At 36.1% G+C, this 20,006-nt stretch carries 15 protein-coding genes, 1 tRNA gene, 3 pseudogenes and 1 riboswitch; of the genes and pseudogenes, 13 read left to right on the plus strand and 6 right to left on the minus strand.

Annotated elements, in window-relative coordinates; genetic code table 11:
* From BAQ49_RS05315 to BAQ49_RS05355, 10 genes and pseudogenes are all read left to right on the plus strand, one after another.
* A tRNA-Ala gene (locus tag BAQ49_RS05315) sits at window positions 1-72 on the plus strand.
* Between the two features lie 124 nt (window positions 73-196).
* Window positions 197-1,342: a glycerate kinase gene (locus BAQ49_RS05320; RefSeq protein WP_071744472.1), complete on the plus strand. Its 1,146-nt coding sequence runs from the start codon at window positions 197-199 to the stop codon at window positions 1,340-1,342.
* 268 nt (window positions 1,343-1,610) lie between these two features.
* Window positions 1,611-2,504, plus strand: coding sequence for an arginase (gene rocF, locus BAQ49_RS05325; RefSeq protein ID WP_000711584.1), 894 nt, complete (start codon window positions 1,611-1,613; stop codon window positions 2,502-2,504).
* Window positions 2,505-2,751: 247 nt separating this feature from the next.
* A complete protein-coding gene (cdaA, locus tag BAQ49_RS05330) occupies window positions 2,752-3,573 on the plus strand; it encodes a diadenylate cyclase CdaA (RefSeq protein WP_071744473.1) in 822 nt (273 codons plus the stop codon).
* Entirely contained in the window at window positions 3,566-5,059 is a 1,494-nt protein-coding gene (locus tag BAQ49_RS05335) for a CdaR family protein (RefSeq protein WP_071744474.1), read from the plus strand. The genes cdaA and BAQ49_RS05335 overlap by 8 nt, the downstream gene beginning before the upstream one ends.
* Window positions 5,052-6,398 carry a phosphoglucosamine mutase gene (gene glmM / locus BAQ49_RS05340; protein WP_071744475.1) on the plus strand — a complete coding sequence of 449 codons (1,347 nt, stop codon included), beginning with the start codon at window positions 5,052-5,054 and terminating at the stop codon, window positions 6,396-6,398. Before BAQ49_RS05335 ends, glmM begins: the two co-directional genes overlap by 8 nt.
* A gap of 286 nt (window positions 6,399-6,684) precedes the next feature.
* Window positions 6,685-6,869: pseudogene (locus BAQ49_RS34205) on the plus strand (hypothetical protein).
* A 12-nt stretch (window positions 6,870-6,881) separates the two neighbouring features.
* Window positions 6,882-8,684, plus strand: coding sequence for a glutamine--fructose-6-phosphate transaminase (isomerizing) (glmS, locus tag BAQ49_RS05345; RefSeq protein WP_071744476.1), 1,803 nt, complete (start codon window positions 6,882-6,884; stop codon window positions 8,682-8,684).
* 111 nt (window positions 8,685-8,795) lie between these two features.
* Window positions 8,796-9,019: pseudogene (locus tag BAQ49_RS34045) on the plus strand (TnsA endonuclease N-terminal domain-containing protein); the annotation flags it as partial.
* An 80-nt stretch (window positions 9,020-9,099) separates the two neighbouring features.
* Window positions 9,100-11,067: a S9 family peptidase gene (locus BAQ49_RS05355; protein WP_071744477.1), complete on the plus strand. Its 1,968-nt coding sequence runs from the start codon at window positions 9,100-9,102 to the stop codon at window positions 11,065-11,067.
* Between the two features lie 169 nt (window positions 11,068-11,236).
* On the opposite strand, the pseudogene BAQ49_RS05360 reads toward BAQ49_RS05355, so the two are convergent.
* Both BAQ49_RS05360 and BAQ49_RS05365 read right to left on the minus strand, forming a co-directional pair.
* Window positions 11,237-11,329: pseudogene (locus BAQ49_RS05360) on the minus strand (RNA polymerase sigma factor); the annotation flags it as partial.
* A 140-nt stretch (window positions 11,330-11,469) separates the two neighbouring features.
* Window positions 11,470-12,771, minus strand: a complete 1,302-nt coding sequence (locus BAQ49_RS05365; protein WP_071744478.1) for a DUF5068 domain-containing protein — start codon at window positions 12,769-12,771, stop codon at window positions 11,470-11,472.
* A 500-nt stretch (window positions 12,772-13,271) separates the two neighbouring features.
* On the opposite strand from BAQ49_RS05365, the gene BAQ49_RS05370 reads away from it, so the two are divergent.
* A complete protein-coding gene (locus tag BAQ49_RS05370; protein WP_071744479.1) occupies window positions 13,272-14,048 on the plus strand; it encodes an SDR family oxidoreductase in 777 nt (258 codons plus the stop codon).
* A 48-nt stretch (window positions 14,049-14,096) separates the two neighbouring features.
* Here BAQ49_RS05370 and BAQ49_RS05375 read toward each other — a convergent pair whose 3' ends face one another.
* From BAQ49_RS05375 to BAQ49_RS05390, 4 genes are all read right to left on the minus strand, one after another.
* Window positions 14,097-14,765, minus strand: coding sequence for a methionine ABC transporter permease (locus BAQ49_RS05375; RefSeq protein WP_071744480.1), 669 nt, complete (start codon window positions 14,763-14,765; stop codon window positions 14,097-14,099).
* The gene (locus BAQ49_RS05380; RefSeq protein ID WP_071744481.1) at window positions 14,740-15,780 is read right to left on the minus strand and encodes a methionine ABC transporter ATP-binding protein; all 1,041 of its coding nucleotides are present in this window, start codon (window positions 15,778-15,780) and stop codon (window positions 14,740-14,742) included. Before BAQ49_RS05380 ends, BAQ49_RS05375 begins: the two co-directional genes overlap by 26 nt.
* A 12-nt stretch (window positions 15,781-15,792) precedes the next feature.
* A complete protein-coding gene (locus tag BAQ49_RS05385; protein ID WP_071744482.1) occupies window positions 15,793-16,605 on the minus strand; it encodes a MetQ/NlpA family ABC transporter substrate-binding protein in 813 nt (270 codons plus the stop codon).
* 85 nt (window positions 16,606-16,690) lie between these two features.
* A riboswitch (SAM riboswitch) is annotated at window positions 16,691-16,804 on the minus strand.
* An 80-nt stretch (window positions 16,805-16,884) separates the two neighbouring features.
* Window positions 16,885-17,793, minus strand: a complete 909-nt coding sequence (locus BAQ49_RS05390) for an NAD(P)-dependent alcohol dehydrogenase (RefSeq protein ID WP_071744483.1) — start codon at window positions 17,791-17,793, stop codon at window positions 16,885-16,887.
* Window positions 17,794-17,993: 200 nt separating this feature from the next.
* On the opposite strand from BAQ49_RS05390, the gene BAQ49_RS05395 reads away from it, so the two are divergent.
* Window positions 17,994-19,430: an FAD-binding oxidoreductase gene (locus tag BAQ49_RS05395; RefSeq protein ID WP_071744484.1), complete on the plus strand. Its 1,437-nt coding sequence runs from the start codon at window positions 17,994-17,996 to the stop codon at window positions 19,428-19,430.
* A complete protein-coding gene (locus BAQ49_RS05400; RefSeq protein ID WP_071744485.1) occupies window positions 19,427-19,960 on the plus strand; it encodes an MFS transporter in 534 nt (177 codons plus the stop codon). The genes BAQ49_RS05395 and BAQ49_RS05400 overlap by 4 nt, the downstream gene beginning before the upstream one ends.
* Window positions 19,961-20,006 lie beyond the last annotated feature (46 nt).

Below are 20,006 nucleotides of genomic sequence, written 5' to 3' on the forward strand. Positions count from 1 at the left end.
GGGCCTTAGCTCAGCTGGGAGAGCGCCTGCCTTGCACGCAGGAGGTCAGCGGTTCGATCCCGCTAGGCTCCATATAAATAGGGAAAGCTTACATCAAATGATGTAAGCTTTTTTTGTGCTTAAATTTCACATAAAAAGACAACTTTTGTATATGTTGTTTAAAATGAAAGAAGAGCATAAATAAGGGGAGATAATTATGAAAGTTGTTATTGCATCTGATTCATATAAAGAAAGTTTGAAAGCTATGGAGGTATGTGAAGCTATTGAAAGAGGTTTTGCAGCAGTTTTTCCTAAAGCAGAGTACGTTAAAGTACCAATTGGAGATGGAGGTGAAGGAACGGTCGAATCTCTTGTTGGTGCTACAATGGGGGAAATTATATCACTTAATGTGACAGGGCCGCTTGGAGAGAGCGTGCAAGCCTTTTATGGTATGTCTAAGGATAAGAAGACAGCATTTATTGAAATGGCAGCAGCATCAGGATTACAACACGTTCCAATTGAAAAGAGAAACCCACTTATTACAACGACAAAAGGGACAGGAGAACTTATATTACATGCATTAGATCAAGGAGCGAAACACATTATTTTAGGGCTCGGAGGAAGTGCTACAAATGATGGTGGGGCTGGTATGCTATCTGCTTTAGGCGCAAGGTTTATAAACAGGAAAGGTGAAGTAATAGAACCCTCTGGAGGGACATTACATTTGATTACTACTGTTGACCTTTCTAGGATTGATTCACGTCTAAAGGATCTAAAGTTAGAAGCGGCGTGTGATGTAGATAACCCTTTAGTTGGAGCTAGCGGGGCATCTTTTGTATTTGCGAGACAAAAGGGTGCAAATGTAGAGATGATGAAAGAGCTAGATGAGAATTTAAAACATTATGCTAATATACTTAAACAACATGTGTCTTTAAATGTATCTGAAATACCAGGGGCGGGGGCAGCTGGAGGAATGGGAGCAGCTGTCGTTGCAGTTCTAAAGGGGCAGTTAAGAAAAGGAATTGAAATTGTATTAGATTATACAAATTTTGATAAGTGTATAGAGGGCGCCGATCTGATTGTAACTGGTGAGGGAAGAATAGATGAACAAACAGCGTATGGAAAAGCTCCTGTTGGTGTCGCGAAGCGGGCGAAATGTCGTCATATTCCTGTAATTGCTATTGGTGGATCTGTATCCTCGAATTATACGACTGTTTACGAAAAGGGAATTGATGCAGTGTTTAGTATTACAGCGAGTCCAATGACATTAGAAGAAGCATATAAAAGGGCAGAAGAGAATATCGAAATGACAGCAAGAAATATTGCAGCAGTGTGGAAATTAGCATCAGAAAAACGCTTCTAAATGTAGAAGTGTTTTATAATTCATTTATTTGATGATATTTTGCATAATCCTGAGTGATGATGGGGAAAAGTGCGGATAAAAATATTAGCTGATAGAAAAGTCAGTTGTTTCATAAAGTTAACTTTATACATAGAATAGTCTTAAAATTTAGGTTTCAATGAGAGTACAAGTGAATATATTGTATATCCATGCAGAAAAATGTCGAGTTGAGTCAGACTATATAAAAGATTTAAAATATTTAGGAAGGCATAAAAGGGGGATACTATCTATGAAAAAAGAAATCTCAGTTATTGGAGTTCCAATGGATTTAGGACAGATGCGTCGCGGGGTTGATATGGGACCAAGCGCAATCCGTTATGCAGGGGTAATTGAAAGAATTGAACAAATTGGATATGACGTTAAAGATTTGGGAGATATATGTATTGAGAGAGAAAAAGAAGTAGATGAAAATACAAAATTAAGAAACCTTACACAAGTTGCAACTGTATGTAATGAATTAGCGAGTAAGGTTGATCATATTATAGAAGAAGGTCGTTTTCCACTCGTATTAGGCGGTGACCATAGTATTGCTATCGGTACGCTAGCTGGTGTAGCGAAACATTATAAAAATTTAGGTGTTATTTGGTATGATGCACATGGTGATTTAAATACAGAAGAGACTTCACCATCTGGAAATATTCACGGTATGTCACTTGCTGCAAGTTTAGGCTATGGACATCCGACGCTTGTAGACTTATATGAAGCATATCCAAAGGTGAAGAAAGAGAACGTTGTAATTATCGGTGCACGTGCATTGGATGAAGGAGAAAAAGACTTTATTCGCGATGAAGGCATTAAAGTATTCTCAATGCATGAAATCGATCGTATGGGTATGACGGCTGTTATGGAAGAAACAATTGCGTATTTATCTCATACGGATGGCGTTCATTTATCATTAGATCTAGATGGGCTTGATCCTCATGACGCACCAGGAGTTGGAACACCTGTAATTGGTGGTCTATCTTATCGTGAAAGCCACTTAGCGATGGAGATGTTAGCAGAAGCTGATATTGTTACATCTGCTGAGTTTGTTGAAGTAAATACAATTTTAGATGAGAGAAACAGAACAGCAACAACAGCGGTTGCTTTAATGGGTTCTTTATTCGGTGAAAAACTGAAATAAATGTAAAAAAAGCAACTGTGAAGTTGCTTTTTTTATTGGAAAATAGGCGTATAATAATGACTGATATTATACTGTAGGGTAAGAAAGTTTGACATCTTACCAATTTAAGCTAAAGGGGGCGTTTGTAATTGTCGTTTGTTTCATGTATGGTATAATTAACTAGTTGTTGGAAATACATACAGATAGAGCATAAAATAATATTTCAATATATGGATAGAATTGCTCGTAAGTAGGAGGAAGGGTTAGCATGCCTTTTGAAGATACGACCATTTTGAAATATCTTAGTACGGTATTAGATATTGCCGTTGTATGGTTTATTATATATAAGCTAATTCTTATAATCCGAGGGACGAAAGCTGTTCAACTTTTAAAAGGGATTACGGTTATTATTGTCGTTCGGATGATTAGTATTTTCCTTGGATTGCATACGCTATATTGGCTAACGGAACAAGTATTAACGTGGGGATTTTTAGCCGTTATTATTATCTTCCAGCCAGAATTGCGAAGAGCACTTGAGCAGCTAGGACGCGGAAGTTTATTTTCGCGTGTTGGAACTCAGGAGGATGATGAACCTGAAATTGTTGCAACATCGATAGCAAAAGCAACGGAATATATGGGAAAACGTAGAATTGGTGCATTAATTACGTTGTCAAAAGAGACCGGAATGGGTGATTATGTGGAAACGGGTATTCCGTTAAATGCAAATGTATCATCGGAGTTACTCATTAATATTTTCATTCCAAATACGCCTCTTCACGACGGAGCCGTAATTATGCAAGGAAGTACAATTAAAGCAGCGGCTTGTTATCTTCCGTTATCAGAAAGCCCCTTTATTTCTAAGGAGTTAGGAACAAGGCATCGCGCTGCAATGGGAGTTAGTGAAGTCACTGATAGTATTACAGTAGTTGTATCTGAAGAAACGGGCCAAATTTCTTTAACGAAAAACGGTAAGTTGCATCGTGATTTGAAGACAGAACAACTGAAGGATATGTTATTAGCAGAATTTAGTGGGAACGAAAAAACGACTTCTTCGTCTTTATGGAATTGGAGGAGAAAGCGTCATGGATAAGTTAATGGAGAATCATTGGTTTTTAAAAGGAATCTCATTACTATTGGCGTGTATGCTTTTTATGTCCGCAACTTTAACTGAAAAAAATACGACGTCGGGTATAGTACCTTTCGCAAATGATACGAAAGAAACATTAACTAATCATGCTATTAACCTTAAGTATGATGAAGAGAAATATATTGTAAGTGGTATTCCGGCAGAGGGCGTTAAGGTGAAGTTAGAAGGCCCAAAAGCAGCAGTTGCTACAGCAAAAGCAAAAAAACAATTTGATATAACGGTTGATTTGCGAGATAGTTCAAAAGGGACTTATGAAGTTTCTTTGAAAACGAACGGGCTTCCAGATGATGTAAAAGGAACAGTTCAGCCATCAACAATTAAAGTTACTCTTCATGAAAAAGCGAGAAAATATGTTCATGTAGATTTAAAATTATCAAATGAGGATCAGATGCCAGCGGGTGCTACTCTCGAAAAATCAAGCATTAAACCTGATACTGTTGAGGTAGTTGGGACGAAAGAAGAAATCGAAAGTATTTCATCTGCTAAGGCATATATCGACTTAAAAGGCGTGAATAAAACTGTTACAAAAACACCAGACGTTACATTGTACAATAAAGAAGGAAAACGTTTAAATGTAAAAACGAGTCCATCTAAAATAAGCGTAACGGTGAATGTAGCGACACAACCTACAGCAAATAACGTCGAAAAAACAGTTCCTTTAACATATTCGAAAAAAGGGAATTTACCAGAGGGTTTAGCTGTTACAAATATTAATGTTGAACCAAAAGAGGTAACGATAGCAGGTCCAAAAGACATTTTGGATAATATACAATCTATAGAGGGGGTCGAGGTAGATCTTAGTCAATTGACGGATTCTACAACATTCGATGCCTCTGTTTTATTGCCAAAAGGTGTGACAAGTGCAAAACCAAATCAAGTGAAGGTTTCTGTAGGGGTACAAAAGGTAAAACAAACGAAAAGTAAAACTATAGATGGTATCCCGATTCAAAAAAATGGCATTCCGAATGATGTTACTGCTCAGCTACTTTCGCCACAAGATGGAAAGATAAGCGTTGATATTTCAGGAGAAGCAAGTATAGTAGATAAAATAACAGCTGCTCAAATAACAGCTGCGATTAATCTGCAAAATGTATCTCCGGGGACGAAGGATGTTTCTATTCAAGTGAGCGGTCCTGGTAATATTTCGATAGAACCAAAACAAAAAAGTGCTAAAGTCACAATTGTGAAGAAAGAAAAGCCAGATAAAGAAGTACAGGGTAATATCGAACAACCAGATCCAGCAAACAATAAAGAAAACCAAACTGAAAAACCAAAAAATCCTGAACCGGATCCAGAAAAGGATCAGGAAAAAGATAAAGAAAAAAATAAAGACAAAGATAAAGACAAAGAAAATGGGCAAGAAACGAGCCAAGAACCAACAGTAGATAATCAAAAAGAGCACGAAAAAGGAGCGAATAATAATGGGTAAATATTTTGGTACAGACGGAGTACGCGGGGTTGCAAATAAGGAATTAACACCTGAATTAGCATTCAAAATTGGACGTTTTGGCGGTTATGTATTAACAAAAGATACAGATCGTCCAAAAGTAATTATTGGCCGTGATACACGTGTATCTGGACATATGTTAGAAGGAGCTTTAGTAGCAGGTCTATTATCAACTGGAGCAGAAGTAATGCGTCTTGGTGTTATTTCTACACCAGGTGTGGCTTATTTAACAAAAGCTTTAGATGCACAAGCGGGTGTTATGATTTCTGCATCTCATAATCCAGTACAAGATAATGGAATTAAGTTCTTCGGTTCAGATGGTTTTAAATTAACAGATGAGCAAGAAGCTGAAATTGAAGCATTATTAGACAAAGAAGTTGACGAGTTACCACGTCCAACAGGTACTAACCTTGGCCAAGTGAGTGATTACTTTGAAGGTGGACAAAAGTATTTACAATACATTAAACAAACTGTAGAGGAAGATTTCTCTGGTTTACATATTGCTTTAGATTGCGCACACGGTGCGACTTCTTCTTTAGCTCCATACTTATTTGCAGACTTAGAAGCTGATATTTCAACGATGGGAACTTCTCCAAACGGTATGAATATTAACGAGGGCGTAGGATCTACACATCCAGAAGTCTTAGCTGAATTAGTAAAAGAAAAAGGTGCCGATATCGGACTTGCTTTTGATGGTGATGGCGACCGTTTAATCGCGGTAGATGAAAAAGGAAGCATCGTTGATGGCGATCAAATTATGTTTATTTGTGCGAAGTATATGAAAGAAACTGGTCAATTGAAACATAATACAGTTGTTTCAACAGTTATGAGTAACTTAGGCTTCTACAAAGCACTTGAAGCAAACAATATTACAAGTGATAAAACAGCAGTTGGTGACCGCTACGTAATGGAAGAAATGAAACGTGGTGGATATAACCTGGGCGGAGAACAATCAGGTCACATTATCTTACTTGATTACATTACAACTGGTGATGGAATGTTAAGCGCACTTCAACTTGTAAACATCATGAAAATGACGAAAAAGCCATTATCTGAGCTTGCAGGCGAGATGACAAAATTCCCACAATTACTAGTAAACGTTCGTGTAACAGATAAAAAACTAGCATTAGAAAATGAGAAAATTAAAGAAATTATTCGTGTTGTAGAGGAAGAAATGAACGGAGACGGTCGTATTCTTGTTCGTCCATCTGGAACAGAACCACTTATTCGTGTAATGGCAGAAGCACCGACACAAGAAGTTTGTGATGCTTATGTGCACCGTATTGTAGAAGTTGTGAAAGCGGAAGTTGGAGCTGAATAATTTACCGAATTTGTTTTAAAAGGAGCACAAGAAGTGCTCCTTTTTCATATGTTTTATAGACAATGAAAAAAAATTCATTGACGGTTTATATTGTTTGTTATAAGATTGTCTTGTTCTTTTTCTCAAAGTAAATATTGTAAATTATAAAAGCGCCAGAACTACAAGTAGTGTAGTTGACGAGGTGGAGTTTATCGAGATTTCGGCGGATGACTCCCGGTTGTTCATCACAACCGCAAACTTTTACTTAAAACATTAAGGTGACTTAGTGGACAAAGGTGAAAGTGTGATGAGAGAAAAGGAACGGATGAAAACTAGCTGTATAAGTGTATACGGACTTAAACCCAATTGAGAGGAAGGTGAAAGCCGTTACAAGCTTACAGGGCTAGCAATATGTAATCCGTTTTTTTAATATAAATAAATGGTATCGGACTATGTCGTTACATGTTCGCAAAGCAGTGTAAGCATTTGTAACGGCGACTAAACATGTGTGGAATCGTAGGATTTATTGGAGAGCAAGATGCAAAGGAAATTTTATTAAAAGGTTTAGAAAAACTAGAATATCGTGGATATGATTCAGCAGGTATTGCAGTACAAGCAGAGAACGGTGTTGTTGTATACAAAGAAAAAGGCCGTATTGCAAAACTTCGCGAAATCGTAGATGAGAACGTAGCAGCAAGTGTGGGAATCGGTCATACACGCTGGGCTACACATGGTGTTCCAAGTAAGTTAAACGCGCATCCGCATCAAAGTACATCAAAACGTTTTACACTAGTTCATAACGGTGTAATTGAAAACTATGAGTTAGTGAAAAAGGAATATTTACAAGATGTAACGTTCGTAAGTGAAACAGATACAGAAATTATCGTACAGCTTATGGAACAACAAGTGAGCACAGGATTAAGTGTAGAAGAAGCGTTCCGTAATACGCTATCTCTTTTACATGGTTCTTATGCAATCGGACTACTTGATGCTGAAAATCCAAACATGATTTATGTTGCTAAAAACAAAAGCCCGCTATTAGTAGGTGTTGGTGACAACTTTAATGTTGTGGCGAGCGACGCTATGGCGATGTTACAAGTTACAGATCAATTTATCGAGTTAATGGATAAAGAAATCGTAATCGTAACAAAAGAAAACATTACAATTAAAAACTTACAAGGTGAAACGATTGAACGTGCACCTTATACAGCGGAATTAGACGCAAGTGATATTGAAAAAGGAACGTATCCTCACTTCATGCTAAAAGAAATCGATGAGCAACCACTTGTAATCCGTAATATTATTCAAAAGTACCAAGATGAAAATGGCGAGATTGAACTGGATTCAGATATCCGTAATGCAATCTTAGATAGCGATCGTATTTATATCATTGCATGTGGAACAAGTTATCATGCAGGTCTTGTTGGAAAGCAATTCATTGAGAAATTTGCGAAAGTACCAGTTGAAGTACACGTAGCAAGTGAATTCTCTTACAACATGCCATTATTAACAGAAAGACCATTCTTCATTTACATCTCACAAAGTGGTGAAACAGCTGATAGCCGTGCAGTACTTGTGCAAACAAATGAAATGGGTCATAAAGCATTAACAATTACAAACGTACCTGGATCTACGCTTTCTCGTGAAGCTGATTATACACTTCCGCTATATGCTGGACCAGAAATTGCAGTTGCATCGACGAAAGCATACACAGCACAGCTTGCAGTACTTTCAATCTTAGCGGCTGACATTGCACAAGCAAAAGGTGAAGTTCTTGATTTCGATTTAACACACGAATTAGGACTTGTAGCAAATGCAATGGTAGTACTTTGTGATCAAAAAGAAGAGATGGACGCATTAGCAAAACAATTTTTAGCAACAACGCGTAACTGCTTCTTCATCGGACGTAGCGTAGACTTCTTCGTAGGTTTAGAAGGTGCGTTAAAACTAAAAGAAATCTCTTACATCCAAGCAGAAGGATTTGCTGGAGGAGAATTAAAACACGGTACAATTGCCTTAATCGAAAACGGTACACCAGTTATCGCACTTGCTACACAAGAGCACGTAAACCTTGGAATTCGTGGTAACGTGAAAGAAGTAGTAGCACGCGGGGCTAACCCATGTATCATCTCAATGAAAGGCTTAGAAATGGAAGGTGACAGCTTCGTATTACCAGCTGTACACGAAGCACTAGCACCGCTAGTAGCAGTTATTCCATTACAACTTATCTCATACTACGCAGCGCTTCACCGCGAGTGTGACGTTGATAAGCCACGTAACTTAGCTAAGTCTGTTACTGTTGAGTAGGAAATTGGTAGAGTAACTAGATTATTGTAAATTTAAAATAAAGTCGCGACGTTTATAAAAAAGTTGTGAAGCTTTGCCCCTTTGGATATGATTATCTAAAGGGGCATTTTTGTGTCGAAAAAAAGAACATCTAATATCGATAAGTGGATTAAAGAGGGCAAGGAACTGGCAGTGGGAGAGATTATCAGCCTTGTCTTGAAATTCAAGACGATTCCTCATTAAATCGGTCAGTAGGATTAAAAAGTATAAAAATCGGCAGACAACATGAGTTTTTATCGGATTTGGGACGGAACTACTTCCATTTAACTGAATTTTCTGTTGTTATTTCGGGTATTTGTTGATGGAAAAAACCACTGATTAGAGTTTCACTTTATTGAACAAATTAGATTACTAGACATTACGAGGGGGATTATTAATGAAGGTGAAAGAAAAAACATATTTAAGTATAGAAGAGATCATTTCATTACCAACCTTATCAAATACAAACATAAGTGATGATGGCAAAAGCGTAGCATTTGTTAAGAAGACAGCTAACTGGAAAGACAATACATATAGGAATCATGTATGGATATATGAAAAAGATAAGGAGCAGAGTTACCCATTAACAACTGGGGATATAGATAGTATACACCCATTATGGTCTCCAGATTCTAGGGATATCGCATACCTTAGCCCAGTTGGTGACGGGGATAATAAGAAAAATCAAATCTTTGTTAAGTCAATAGATGGTTATAGTGAGTTACAAATTACTGATGAGAAAGAAGGGGTCAGTAATTTTAAATGGGAGCCTAATGGCAAAGGCTTTTATTATGTGGCACAGTCAAAAGAATCTGAGCTGATAAAGAAACGGAAGGAACTATATGGGGATTTCCAACATATAGGTAAGGAGTACAAGAATAATTGTTTATATTACATTGAAGTAGAAAAAGCGATACAAAATGATAAAGAGGAACACGAAAATAGTGGTGTTTATCAACTAACTAATGGGAAGGATTTTCATATCCACGGATTTGATATTTCAAATGATGGGAAAAAGGTTGTATTTATGGCTACACCAAGTCCAAATGATTATATGAATGGTGATCTATACATATTAGATATTGAAGCTGGAGAGCTACAAAAGATGAATATAGATAAGTTGTTGGGAGGGAGCGTTTGCTTTTCTCCTGAAGGCAGCAAAATATGTTACTCAGTAAGCATAAGGGAGAAGGAGTACTATAAGACTCATATACAAGACAGTACATTAGAAATCTATGATATTAATAATGGAGAGCTAATTCGACCTTTACTAGATTTTGATAGTACGGTTATGCCATTACAGTGGACAGCTAAAGGAATTTTAATTAGATGGCAGGATAAAACTAATTATCTTATCGGGTTGCTATCTGAGGATGGCACTGTAGAAATGCTAAGTGAAAAAGTAGATGGATTTATAATGGATGCTTCTATAACAAGGGATGGAAATCATATATCCTATAATAAAGCTATAACAAATGAAACCTTTGAAATCTATTTAGACGATAAAAAAATAACGAATGAAAATAGCTTTTTCGAAGGAAAGCTTAAAAGTAATAGGGAAATAATCTCATGGAAAAGTAGTGATGGTCTTGAAATAGAGGGTGTTTTATCAACTCCAGTAGAGTTTGACGCAAATAAAAAATATCCCTTATTAGTAGTAATCCATGGTGGTCCGGCTTGGGCATCCTTTCCGATATTTTCAGACTGTTTTAATGAGAAATATCCTATTGAACAGTTTATCGAAAAAGGCTTTATAGTTTTAGAGCCGAACTATAGGGGAAGTTCTGGTTATGGTAATGAATTCTTAAAAGCAAACTATAGAAAACAGGGAATTGCTGACTACGATGATGTTATATCTGGAGTGGATAAACTAGTTGATCAAGGGATTGTAGATAAGGATAGAGTAGGGGTTATGGGATGGAGCAACGGGGGATATATATCAGCTTTCTGTTCTACATATAGTAGTAGATTTAAAGCTATTTCAGTTGGAGGTGGAATTACTAATTGGAGTACCCATTATGTAAATACAGATATCCCTTACTTTATTAGAATGCATCTAGGAAATACACCATGGAATGATCCAGAGATATATACGAAAACATCACCAATGACGTATATTAAATCAGCCTGTACGCCCACTTTAATCCAACATGGCGAAAAGGATGCAAGAATTCCAACTCTAAACGCATATGAGCTATATCAAGGATTAAGGGATATGGAAGTTGATACAGAATTAATTATATTTAAAGGAATGGCATATAGTTCTGACCAGCCAGGAATTAATGCGGCTATTATGAAGCAGAATTTGATGTGGTTTTCACACTATATTCTTGGGGAAAGTATGAAAGATTTTAGGACTTTATAATGGATATCCTCACAGGATACATAAGGAAGCTTTTTTCTTATTTAGCCTGTGATTGCAGCTTTTTATTTTTTTCTTTCGTAGGTAGTTTCTCAAATGATGGATTTAATTTGATGGAGTTGTCTGGCGTTACTGTTTTGGTCTTATCCTTAGGTATGGCATTCTTGAGATCATCTTCTTTTATAGCCCCTTTCGCTAGTAATAGCTTAAACACTTCCTCCCCTAAGTTGATAAGATAGGAGGTTAATATATTTTCTTTTCCCATCATTTTTCCTCCCTACACTTATACAACGGATAGGTAATCATAAATGTATACACTTAAATTAAAGTTTTGTTCTTGATACAAATAGAAAAGGCATATAACAATCATATGTTATATGCCTTTTCTATTATATAAGTAGTAATTTATTTAGGTAATGCAAATTTAGCTTTTTTACCTTGTGAAATATCTTTTGCCTCTTTATTTCTCATAGGTCCTAATTCAATCTCAAAGCTTTTGTCTTTCCAAATTTTTTCATACCGTTCTTGATCTAAAATATATACTTGCAGTAACTCTCCAGATGTTCCTGTTTTGACTGCAGCGTTATAGTCGTAATTTAATAGCATACCTTCGCTAATTGTATATTGTGAACCATCATTAACTCTCAATGTAGAGCTTATAGGAGATAGTGCAACGTCTTGCGTATCTTTGTTATCAAGTTTGAATTTTACTGTTAATAGAACAATACCATTCTTGAAATTTGCAAATCGTGGAGCCTCGACGGAATTTGGTGTGAATTGAGCGAATTGATATCCATCTAATGTAACATTGACAGCACCTAATTCTTGACTGTTATTAATACCGGATTGTTCTTTTAGCATTTTTTTATCGCCCATGTTATTAGCAGTTACTTTATCTTGGTAGAAAGTTTTATTTGCTGCAACCTTTTCAGCGCCTTGTTTGTTTAAACTTAATGAAAAGTTTCCAGGGCTTCCAATTGGGGCATCAAATTTTCCTTTATTAGCTTGTGCAGTTGGGACTGAGACAGAGACTGTTGAGAGACTTAAAATTTTTGCTAGATCATCTTTTCCAAATGGATAAGCGATATAACCAGAAATTGTTTCTCCTGCTTTTACTAAATAATCATTTGTTGGAGCGAGCTTAGTTGGTAGCTGATCTTCTGTTGGAATTAAATCTCTATAGTTACTATATGCTTTTTGAGCACCAGTAAATGACATGTCCAATGTTGGCATATAATAAAGATCTTTAGCTGAACTATTTTTTACGCTATAGTTCACAAGAATAACTCCGCCCTCTGTTTGACGATTAAATGGAATGTTAAAATCCGTATGGAATCCATTTAATTCAACTAATGTATAACTATTCATTGATACTGAAATATCTTCAGCTTTATGGACTTGTGGTTCCTTATTTTCAAAAAGAACTTTTGTTTTACCACCTGTTTCTTTTTCCATATAAGAAATCAGCTTGGAATAATCGCTGGAACTAGTGGCTGTATTTTCGGTCTTTTTATCTTCAGTCTTTTTATCTTCGGATTTTTTTTCTTCAGGTTTATTTTCTTTCGTTGTATCCGTTTTTTCTGTTTTGCTTTCTTTCGTTACATCTTCTTTTTGTTCTTTATTTGTCGTATCACTTTGACCACAGCCAGTTATTACAAAAGCTGCTACGATTAGTGTAGAAAATAAAGAAAGTAATTTTTTTGACATATTTCTTCCCCCTATTTGTTTAAAACCAGTTGAGTCTGTATAATCAGACCCTTTATACCTCTCACATTAGCCCCACGTTTTATTATAAGAAAGTGAACCAGTATTTGCCAGCTTTTTCCGATTGTTTTTATTATTTTGATATTTTAATGATTATTTTTAATAGAAACATAGTTAAAGCTTATATAGGTAATTACAATATTTTTCCGCCAAAAGAGAGAGAAGATTATCTTTTCTATTTTAAATATTTAATCTTTTTGTTAGAGTAAATAATAGAGATATATTGAAAGGGGATAAAGACTAGATATGTGGATGAACTTTTAATGATTAGAAAGTGGATAGAGGAAATTTTCTCTCATTAATGAGGGTTTATTTAGCTATCTGTAAATCATTCAAGGACTGCATATTTAGCTTGTACATCCCTTTTGTAAGAATAGATACCTATGTGGGGAAAGTTTATATCTCTTATATAAAATATGCGTCCTTTAACTTTGGAGGAGTGTATGATGGACCAATTAAAAAGTAAAGTAGCAGTTGTTACGGGTGTTAGTCGTCTAGACGGTATTGGAGCAGCTATTTGTAAAGAGTTAGCAGAGGCTGGATACGATATATTTTTTACGTATTGGACAGAATACGATAAAGAGATGCCTTGGGGCGTTGATAAAAATGAACAAATACAATTAAAAGAAGAGCTGATACAAAACGGTGTCAAAGTATCGAGTATGGAGTTAGATTTAACTCAAAATGATGCACCGAAAGAGCTTATAAATAAAGTTACTGAACAACTAGGGTACCCCCATATATTAATTAATAATGCAGCGTATTCTACGAATAATGATTTCTCTAATTTGACTGCTGAAGAATTAGATAAGCACTACATGGTAAATGTTCGTGCGACTACGTTGTTAAGTAGTCAATTTGCCCAAGGGTTTGATAAGAAAGCTGGTGGTAGAATTGTTAATATTACGTCGGGGCAATTTAAAGGACCTATGGCTGGAGAGCTAGCGTATGCAACAACGAAGGGAGCTATTGATGCTCTCACTAGTACGTTATCAGCAGAAGTGGCTCATTTAGGGATAACGGTTAATGCGATTAATCCAGGTCCAACTAATACGGGCTGGATGACAGAAGAGATAAAGCGGGGGTTAACACCAATGTTTCCTTTCGGTAGAATAGGTGAACCGAAAGATGCAGCAAGGCTTATTAAGTTTTTAGTGAGCGAAGAAGCCGGATGGATTACAGGGCAAGTTATTCATTCAGAAGGTGGATTTAAGAGATAAATTTATAAATAAAAAGAAGGTATCTCATTTCAGTGAGATACCTTCTTTTTAATCTTTCTTCAAGCTTCGTGCTATACCATTCCCTAATGACTGTAATCCTTGAACGAGAATGATTAAAATAAAGACTGTTGCATACATTACTTCAGGTTCGTAGCGTAAATGTCCGAATCGATATGCGAGATCACCGAGGCCTCCAGCACCTACAAGTCCAGCCATTGCTGTTGCACCGATTAAGCCAATTGTTGCGATTGTTAATCCAAGTACGAGAGACGGACGAGCTTCTTTAACCATAACGTGCCAAATGATTTTTATAGTAGAGACTCCCATTGCTTGATATGCTTCAATGACACCGCGATCCACTTCTAATAAAGCAGTTTCCATTAAACGTGCAATATAAGGGGCTGTAAATACGACAAGTGGTACGATAACACCTTGCACGCCAATGGACGTTCCCATTAGAAACTTTGTGAAAGGTAAAATAAAGAATAATAGAATGATAAATGGAAGAGAGCGAATGACATTAATAATTGTATTAAGAATAGGATAGATAATTTTATTTTCTCGCTGTCCACCAGGTCTCGTTAAAACAAGTGTGACACCCAGTGGTAATGCAATAAGAATAGAGATAAGTAGTGAAATAGATGTCATTTGAAATGTTTGAATTGTTGCTTCCCATATTACGTTACCCCACTTATCCAAAAAGGACTTGTTTCCCATAATCTGTTCTACCTCCTTCTACGATGATCCCTTGTTCTTGTAAAAATGATAAGGCACGGTGTACTTCATTTTTTTCACCTTGCATATGAACGGTCAGTTTCCCATATGCTTCATGTTTTAACTGCGTAATATTTCCTGATAAAATATTCGGATATACTTGAAAACGTTTTGTAGCGATAGCTAACGCTGGTTCTCCTGAAGCGGTTCCTATAAATGAAAGTGTTACGATTTCCCCGGTGCTTTGTAACTCTTTCTGTACCTCTTCTGGAATTTTAGCTGCAAATGCGCTATTTACAAATTTCTTCGTTGTTACATGTTGTGGATTTGTAAAAATGTCCTTCACCGTTCCACTTTCAACGACAGATCCATATTCCATTACAGCAACTCGGTCACAAATACGCTGGATGACATTCATTTCATGTGTAATTAGTAAAATCGTGATCCCAATTTCTTCATTAATTTTTAATAACAAATCAAGAATAGAATCGGTCGTTTCCGGATCTAATGCGCTCGTTGCTTCATCACTTAATAAAACTTCAGGCTCATGAGATAGTGCGCGAGCAATCGCTACACGTTGCTTTTGACCACCAGATAATTCGCTTGGATATGCATCTTTTCTATTAAAAAGATCAACAATAAGTAAATACTTTTCTACCCTTTTTTCAATTTCATTTTTGGAGAGACCAGATAGACGTAAGGGTAGAGCGATGTTTTCATAAACGGTAACGGTTTTAAGTAAATTGAATCCTTGAAAAATCATGCCGATCTTTTGTCTTGCTTTTGCGAGTTCTTTTGTCGATAAGGTTGTTAAATCTTGTTCATTTACAATGATATTTCCTGTCGTTGGTTTTTCTAATAAATTTACACAACGAATTAATGTACTTTTGCCAGCGCCACTATATCCGATGATTCCAAATACTTCGCCCTTTTTTACTTTAAGGGAAGTTGATTTAAGAGCCTCAACATTCCCTTTTTTTGTTGTAAATACTTTGGAGACGTTTTTTAATTCAATCATTATAGTCAGCTCCTACCAAGACGGTAAAACAGAACCATCGAATTTTTTCTCAATGAAATCTTTTACTTCTTTAGATTGATAAGCTTTCTTTAATTTATTAACAACAGCATCATCTTTATTTTCAGTACGAACAACGACCCAGTTCACATATGGTGAATCTTTTCCTTCGCGGAAAATAGAATCTTTCGAGGGGCTTAATTTTGCACCTAATGCAAAGTTTGTATTAATTGCAGCTGCTTTTACTTCACTTAGCTGCGTTGGTAATTGAGATGCCTCTAATTCAACAATCTTTAAATTTTTCGGATTTTCAATTACATCTTTTGCAGTCGCTTTTTCTGTAGCTTTTGGATCAACTTTTAAAACTCCTGCTTTTTCAAATAGCTTTAAAGCACGAAGCTCATTTGTTGGATCATTTGGGACAGCGATTGCATCGCCCTCTTTTAATTCTTTTACATCTTTTAAACTTTTAGAATATACACCCATAGGGAATGTTACTGTGGAAAATACTTCAGTTAATTTCATGTTGCGTTCAGCTTTAAATACGTCTAAATAAGATTTAGTTTGATAGCTATTTACATCGAGGCTTTTTTCATCTAAAGATACGTTTGGAGCTACATAATCATTAAATACCTTTACATCAATTTCGAGACCATCTTTTGCTGCAACTTCTTTCACCTTTTCAAAAATTTGTTCATGCGGTCCACCTGTTACACCAACGGTAATCTTTTTCTCATCTAATGCTTTTACCTCTTTATCAGAATTAGCACCACATGCGCCTAACAATAATACAGCTCCACTTACAATACTTAATAATACCTTTTTCATCTATAATTCCCCCTTAATATACGTTCCAAAATAAAAAGCACCTCTCAAAAATAAGAGAGGTGCCGAATAGACGAAATAGGTTCCTCTCTTATCTTCCAAAACGAAAATCGTTCTGCAGGAATTAGCACCTTAGCTTATACGTTATAAGCTCGGTTGCCGGGCATCATCGGGCCAGTCCCTCCGCCACTCTTGATAAGAGTATGTGTATGTAGTTTTTAAATATGGTATTAATAGTAAATCTTACAAAAAGAATTGTCAACGTTATTTTCTGAATATATTTTATTTTAAGGTAATGGAAACATTCCCTTTTTTATGTCCGGTCTCTACGTACGTATGAGCCTCTGAAATTTCTTCTAGCGGGTAAGTTTTATCAATAACTGGTTTTAATTTTTCTTCTTCCGTTAGCATTTTTAGTAGAAGCATATCTTCTTTGCTTACTTTTGCCATCGTTCCGTTGACTGACACGTATTTACCGTTAGCTGTTAATGCGCTCTTGCAATGGGATTTTTTAATTTTTCCAACTGCATCGAATATAATATCGTAGCGTTCATCTCGCTGCGTAAAATCTTCTTTCGTATAATCAATTACATTATCTGCACCTAAAGATTTCACTAGTTCAAAATTTGAATTGCTACAAACAGCTGTAACAGTCGCACCGAAATATTTAGCAAGTTGCACAGCAGCGGTACCTACTGATCCGGAAGCGCCATATATAAGTACTTGCTGTCCTTTTTTTATATGTCTTTTTCTCAAAAAATGTAATGCTGAAGTGCCACCAAAAGGAATAACAGCAGCTTCTTCATATGTTAAATTGAGGGGCTTTAATGCTATCAATCCGCTTTCATGCACACATGTGTATTCAGCATAACCACCAACGTTCAGTCCTGTTAATGCAAAGACTGGGTCTCCTTTTTTAAATTGAGTTACATCCGTTCCTATTTCTTCAATTTCACCAGATAATTCTACACCGAGTATAGGCCTTCTCGGTGTTCTGAAACCTAATATAATTCGCATAGGAATCCAAAATAATAGGGGGCTAGAAAAGCTCCGCATTCTACAATCTCCAGTTGTTACACTTGTTGCATGAATCTTAACTAATACTTCATTCTTTTTAGGAGTAGGTTTCTTTACGTTTTGAAGCTTGAGAACGTTAGGTGGCCCGTATTTTGTGCAAATAATTGCTTTCATAGCAACCTCCTGAATAAAGTTATTTTCCTCTACATCATATTTAAATGTTTTTTAAATCATGCTTATGGTTTCACTTCATAGTAAGTAAAAGAAGGATAGTTCTTTTTTACAGTGTAGTATTTTCCTTTTAAGAAAGTAGGTACAATAAAAATAGAGAGAAGTACTAGTGGGATTAGAATTTCAAACGAGGAGAGTGCCATTTGAAAAAAAGAAAGATAGCAGTTGTTATTGTAGCGTATACAGTGTTGCTCGCGACATCTATATATACATACAAAGAGCAACTGGATCATCCTATTATGAGTGATGTAGGAAAGTTACTTCCAACGAAAATTAAACGTGTTGAAAATGCTGAGGATGAAAGTTCATTAAAAAAATTAGTGCAAGATGCAAATGTTTCTGGAGAGAAGATTTCTATTGCAGGTATGCAACATAGCCAAGGCGGACAGACGTATTATCCGAACGGCACGATGCTTGATATGAAGGGCTATAATGAAATATTAGAGTTTGATCCGGAGAAAAAGAGGATTAGGGTACAAAGCGGTGTCACATGGAATGACATTCAAAAGAAAATCAATCCATATGGTCTTGCAGTTCAAGTGATGCAATCTCAAAATATTTTTACTGTTGGTGGTTCATTAAGTGTAAATGTACATGGGCGTGATATTCGTCATGAAGCATTGATTGATACAGTAGAGTCGCTCAGATTGTTAATGGCAGATGGTACGGTACGTAATGTAAGTAGAGAAGAAAATGCGGACTTGTTTCCGTATGTAATTGGGGGATACGGATTGTTTGGTGTAATTTTAGATGTGACGCTAAAGTTAACTAATGATGAATTATATGAAACGCATACGGGGGTACTAGACTATAAGGAATATTCTTCGTATTTTAAGGAGAAGGTGAAGAAGGCTGAGAATATACGTATGCATTTAGCGCGTATTTCTGTTGCACCAAAGTCGTTCTTGAAAGAAATGTATGTGACGGATTATGTATTGGCGGAAGATCAACAGAAGCTGGGAGAATACAGCGAATTAAAGGAAGAAAATATTATAGCCGCACCGAAGTTTTTGCTTGGATTATCGCGTTATAGTGATTGGGGAAAGAATGCATTTTGGGATATACAAAGAAGTTATTTTGAACGTACAGATGGTAAGTATGAAACTCGAAATAATGTAATGAGATCTGATAGTGCTTTTATGGAATATGATAATCCGAACTTGACCGAAGTTTTACAAGAGTACTTTGTACCAATAGATAGTTTTGCAGAGTATATAGATGATTTACGAAGTGTTTTAAATGAAGAGGAATTAAACCTTCTTAACATTACAATCCGCTATGTTGAAAAGAATGAGAATGCGGTGCTATCTTATGCGAAAGATGATATGTTTGCGCTTGTGTTTTTAATTAATCAAGGGCGTTCTGAGGAGGAAATAAAGAAAACAAAAGTGGTTATTCAGAAGATGATTGATGTTACTTTAAAGCATAATGGAAGTTATTATTTACCGTATTATTCTTATCCGGCAAAAGAGCAACTAAAGGAAGCATATCCTCGTATAGAAGAATTCCTTCAGAAGAAGAAGGAAGTAGACCCAGAGGAACGATTTGTGAATTTATTTTATAAGGAGTATAGCAAATGACATATAGAAGATTTGTAGCGTCACAAAGCATAATTATGATGGCGGGAAGTATGGTATTTCCTTTTTACATTCTATTGCTTCGAAATGTTGGGAATAGCTTCTCGCAATTTGGCTGGGCGTACGGTTTATTTGCCTTAACTTCAGCTCTAGTATATCCGTTAGTTGGAAGAATCTCTGATAGAGTAGGTGATAGAAAGTTATTAATTATATACGCCTGGTCCATGGCTATATTAATGCTTTGTTTTCCTATTGCAACAGAGGTTTGGCACGTATACATTCTCCAAATTTTAATGGGTATTTTAGGTGCTGTGCAGCGCAATACGGAGAAGACATCATTAGCACGAAAGGTAGCGCATAAGGAAGCTGGTTACGAAATTGGGAAATACCATGTATGGACATCAATTGGTGGCGGGGGAGCTATAATTGCAACTGGTTACTTAGTGGATTTCTTTACGATAGGGACTATCTTTTATATTGCTTCAGTTTTATATGTAGTGAGTGGATTTGTACTAAGTCGCAGTGATAAGTAATTAAAAGTATTTCTATTCCCATTTTTACCTGATTAACCTTTATTTG

It is taken from the genome of Bacillus proteolyticus (assembly GCF_001884065.1).
Lineage (GTDB): Bacteria > Bacillota > Bacilli > Bacillales > Bacillaceae_G > Bacillus_A > Bacillus_A proteolyticus.

Coding starts and splice junctions, on each gene's coding strand:
- BAQ49_RS05320 (WP_071744472.1), top strand. CDS start 197: ATGAAAGTTGTTATTGCATCTGATTCATATAAAGAAAGTTTGAAAGCT.
- rocF (WP_000711584.1), top strand. CDS start 1,611: ATGAAAAAAGAAATCTCAGTTATTGGAGTTCCAATGGATTTAGGACAG.
- cdaA (WP_071744473.1), top strand. CDS start 2,752: ATGCCTTTTGAAGATACGACCATTTTGAAATATCTTAGTACGGTATTA.
- BAQ49_RS05335 (WP_071744474.1), top strand. CDS start 3,566: ATGGATAAGTTAATGGAGAATCATTGGTTTTTAAAAGGAATCTCATTA.
- glmM (WP_071744475.1), top strand. CDS start 5,052: ATGGGTAAATATTTTGGTACAGACGGAGTACGCGGGGTTGCAAATAAG.
- glmS (WP_071744476.1), top strand. CDS start 6,882: ATGTGTGGAATCGTAGGATTTATTGGAGAGCAAGATGCAAAGGAAATT.
- BAQ49_RS05355 (WP_071744477.1), top strand. CDS start 9,100: ATGAAGGTGAAAGAAAAAACATATTTAAGTATAGAAGAGATCATTTCA.
- BAQ49_RS05365 (WP_071744478.1), bottom strand. CDS start 12,771: ATGTCAAAAAAATTACTTTCTTTATTTTCTACACTAATCGTAGCAGCT.
- BAQ49_RS05370 (WP_071744479.1), top strand. CDS start 13,272: ATGATGGACCAATTAAAAAGTAAAGTAGCAGTTGTTACGGGTGTTAGT.
- BAQ49_RS05375 (WP_071744480.1), bottom strand. CDS start 14,765: ATGGGAAACAAGTCCTTTTTGGATAAGTGGGGTAACGTAATATGGGAA.
- BAQ49_RS05380 (WP_071744481.1), bottom strand. CDS start 15,780: ATGATTGAATTAAAAAACGTCTCCAAAGTATTTACAACAAAAAAAGGG.
- BAQ49_RS05385 (WP_071744482.1), bottom strand. CDS start 16,605: ATGAAAAAGGTATTATTAAGTATTGTAAGTGGAGCTGTATTATTGTTA.
- BAQ49_RS05390 (WP_071744483.1), bottom strand. CDS start 17,793: ATGAAAGCAATTATTTGCACAAAATACGGGCCACCTAACGTTCTCAAG.
- BAQ49_RS05400 (WP_071744485.1), top strand. CDS start 19,427: ATGACATATAGAAGATTTGTAGCGTCACAAAGCATAATTATGATGGCG.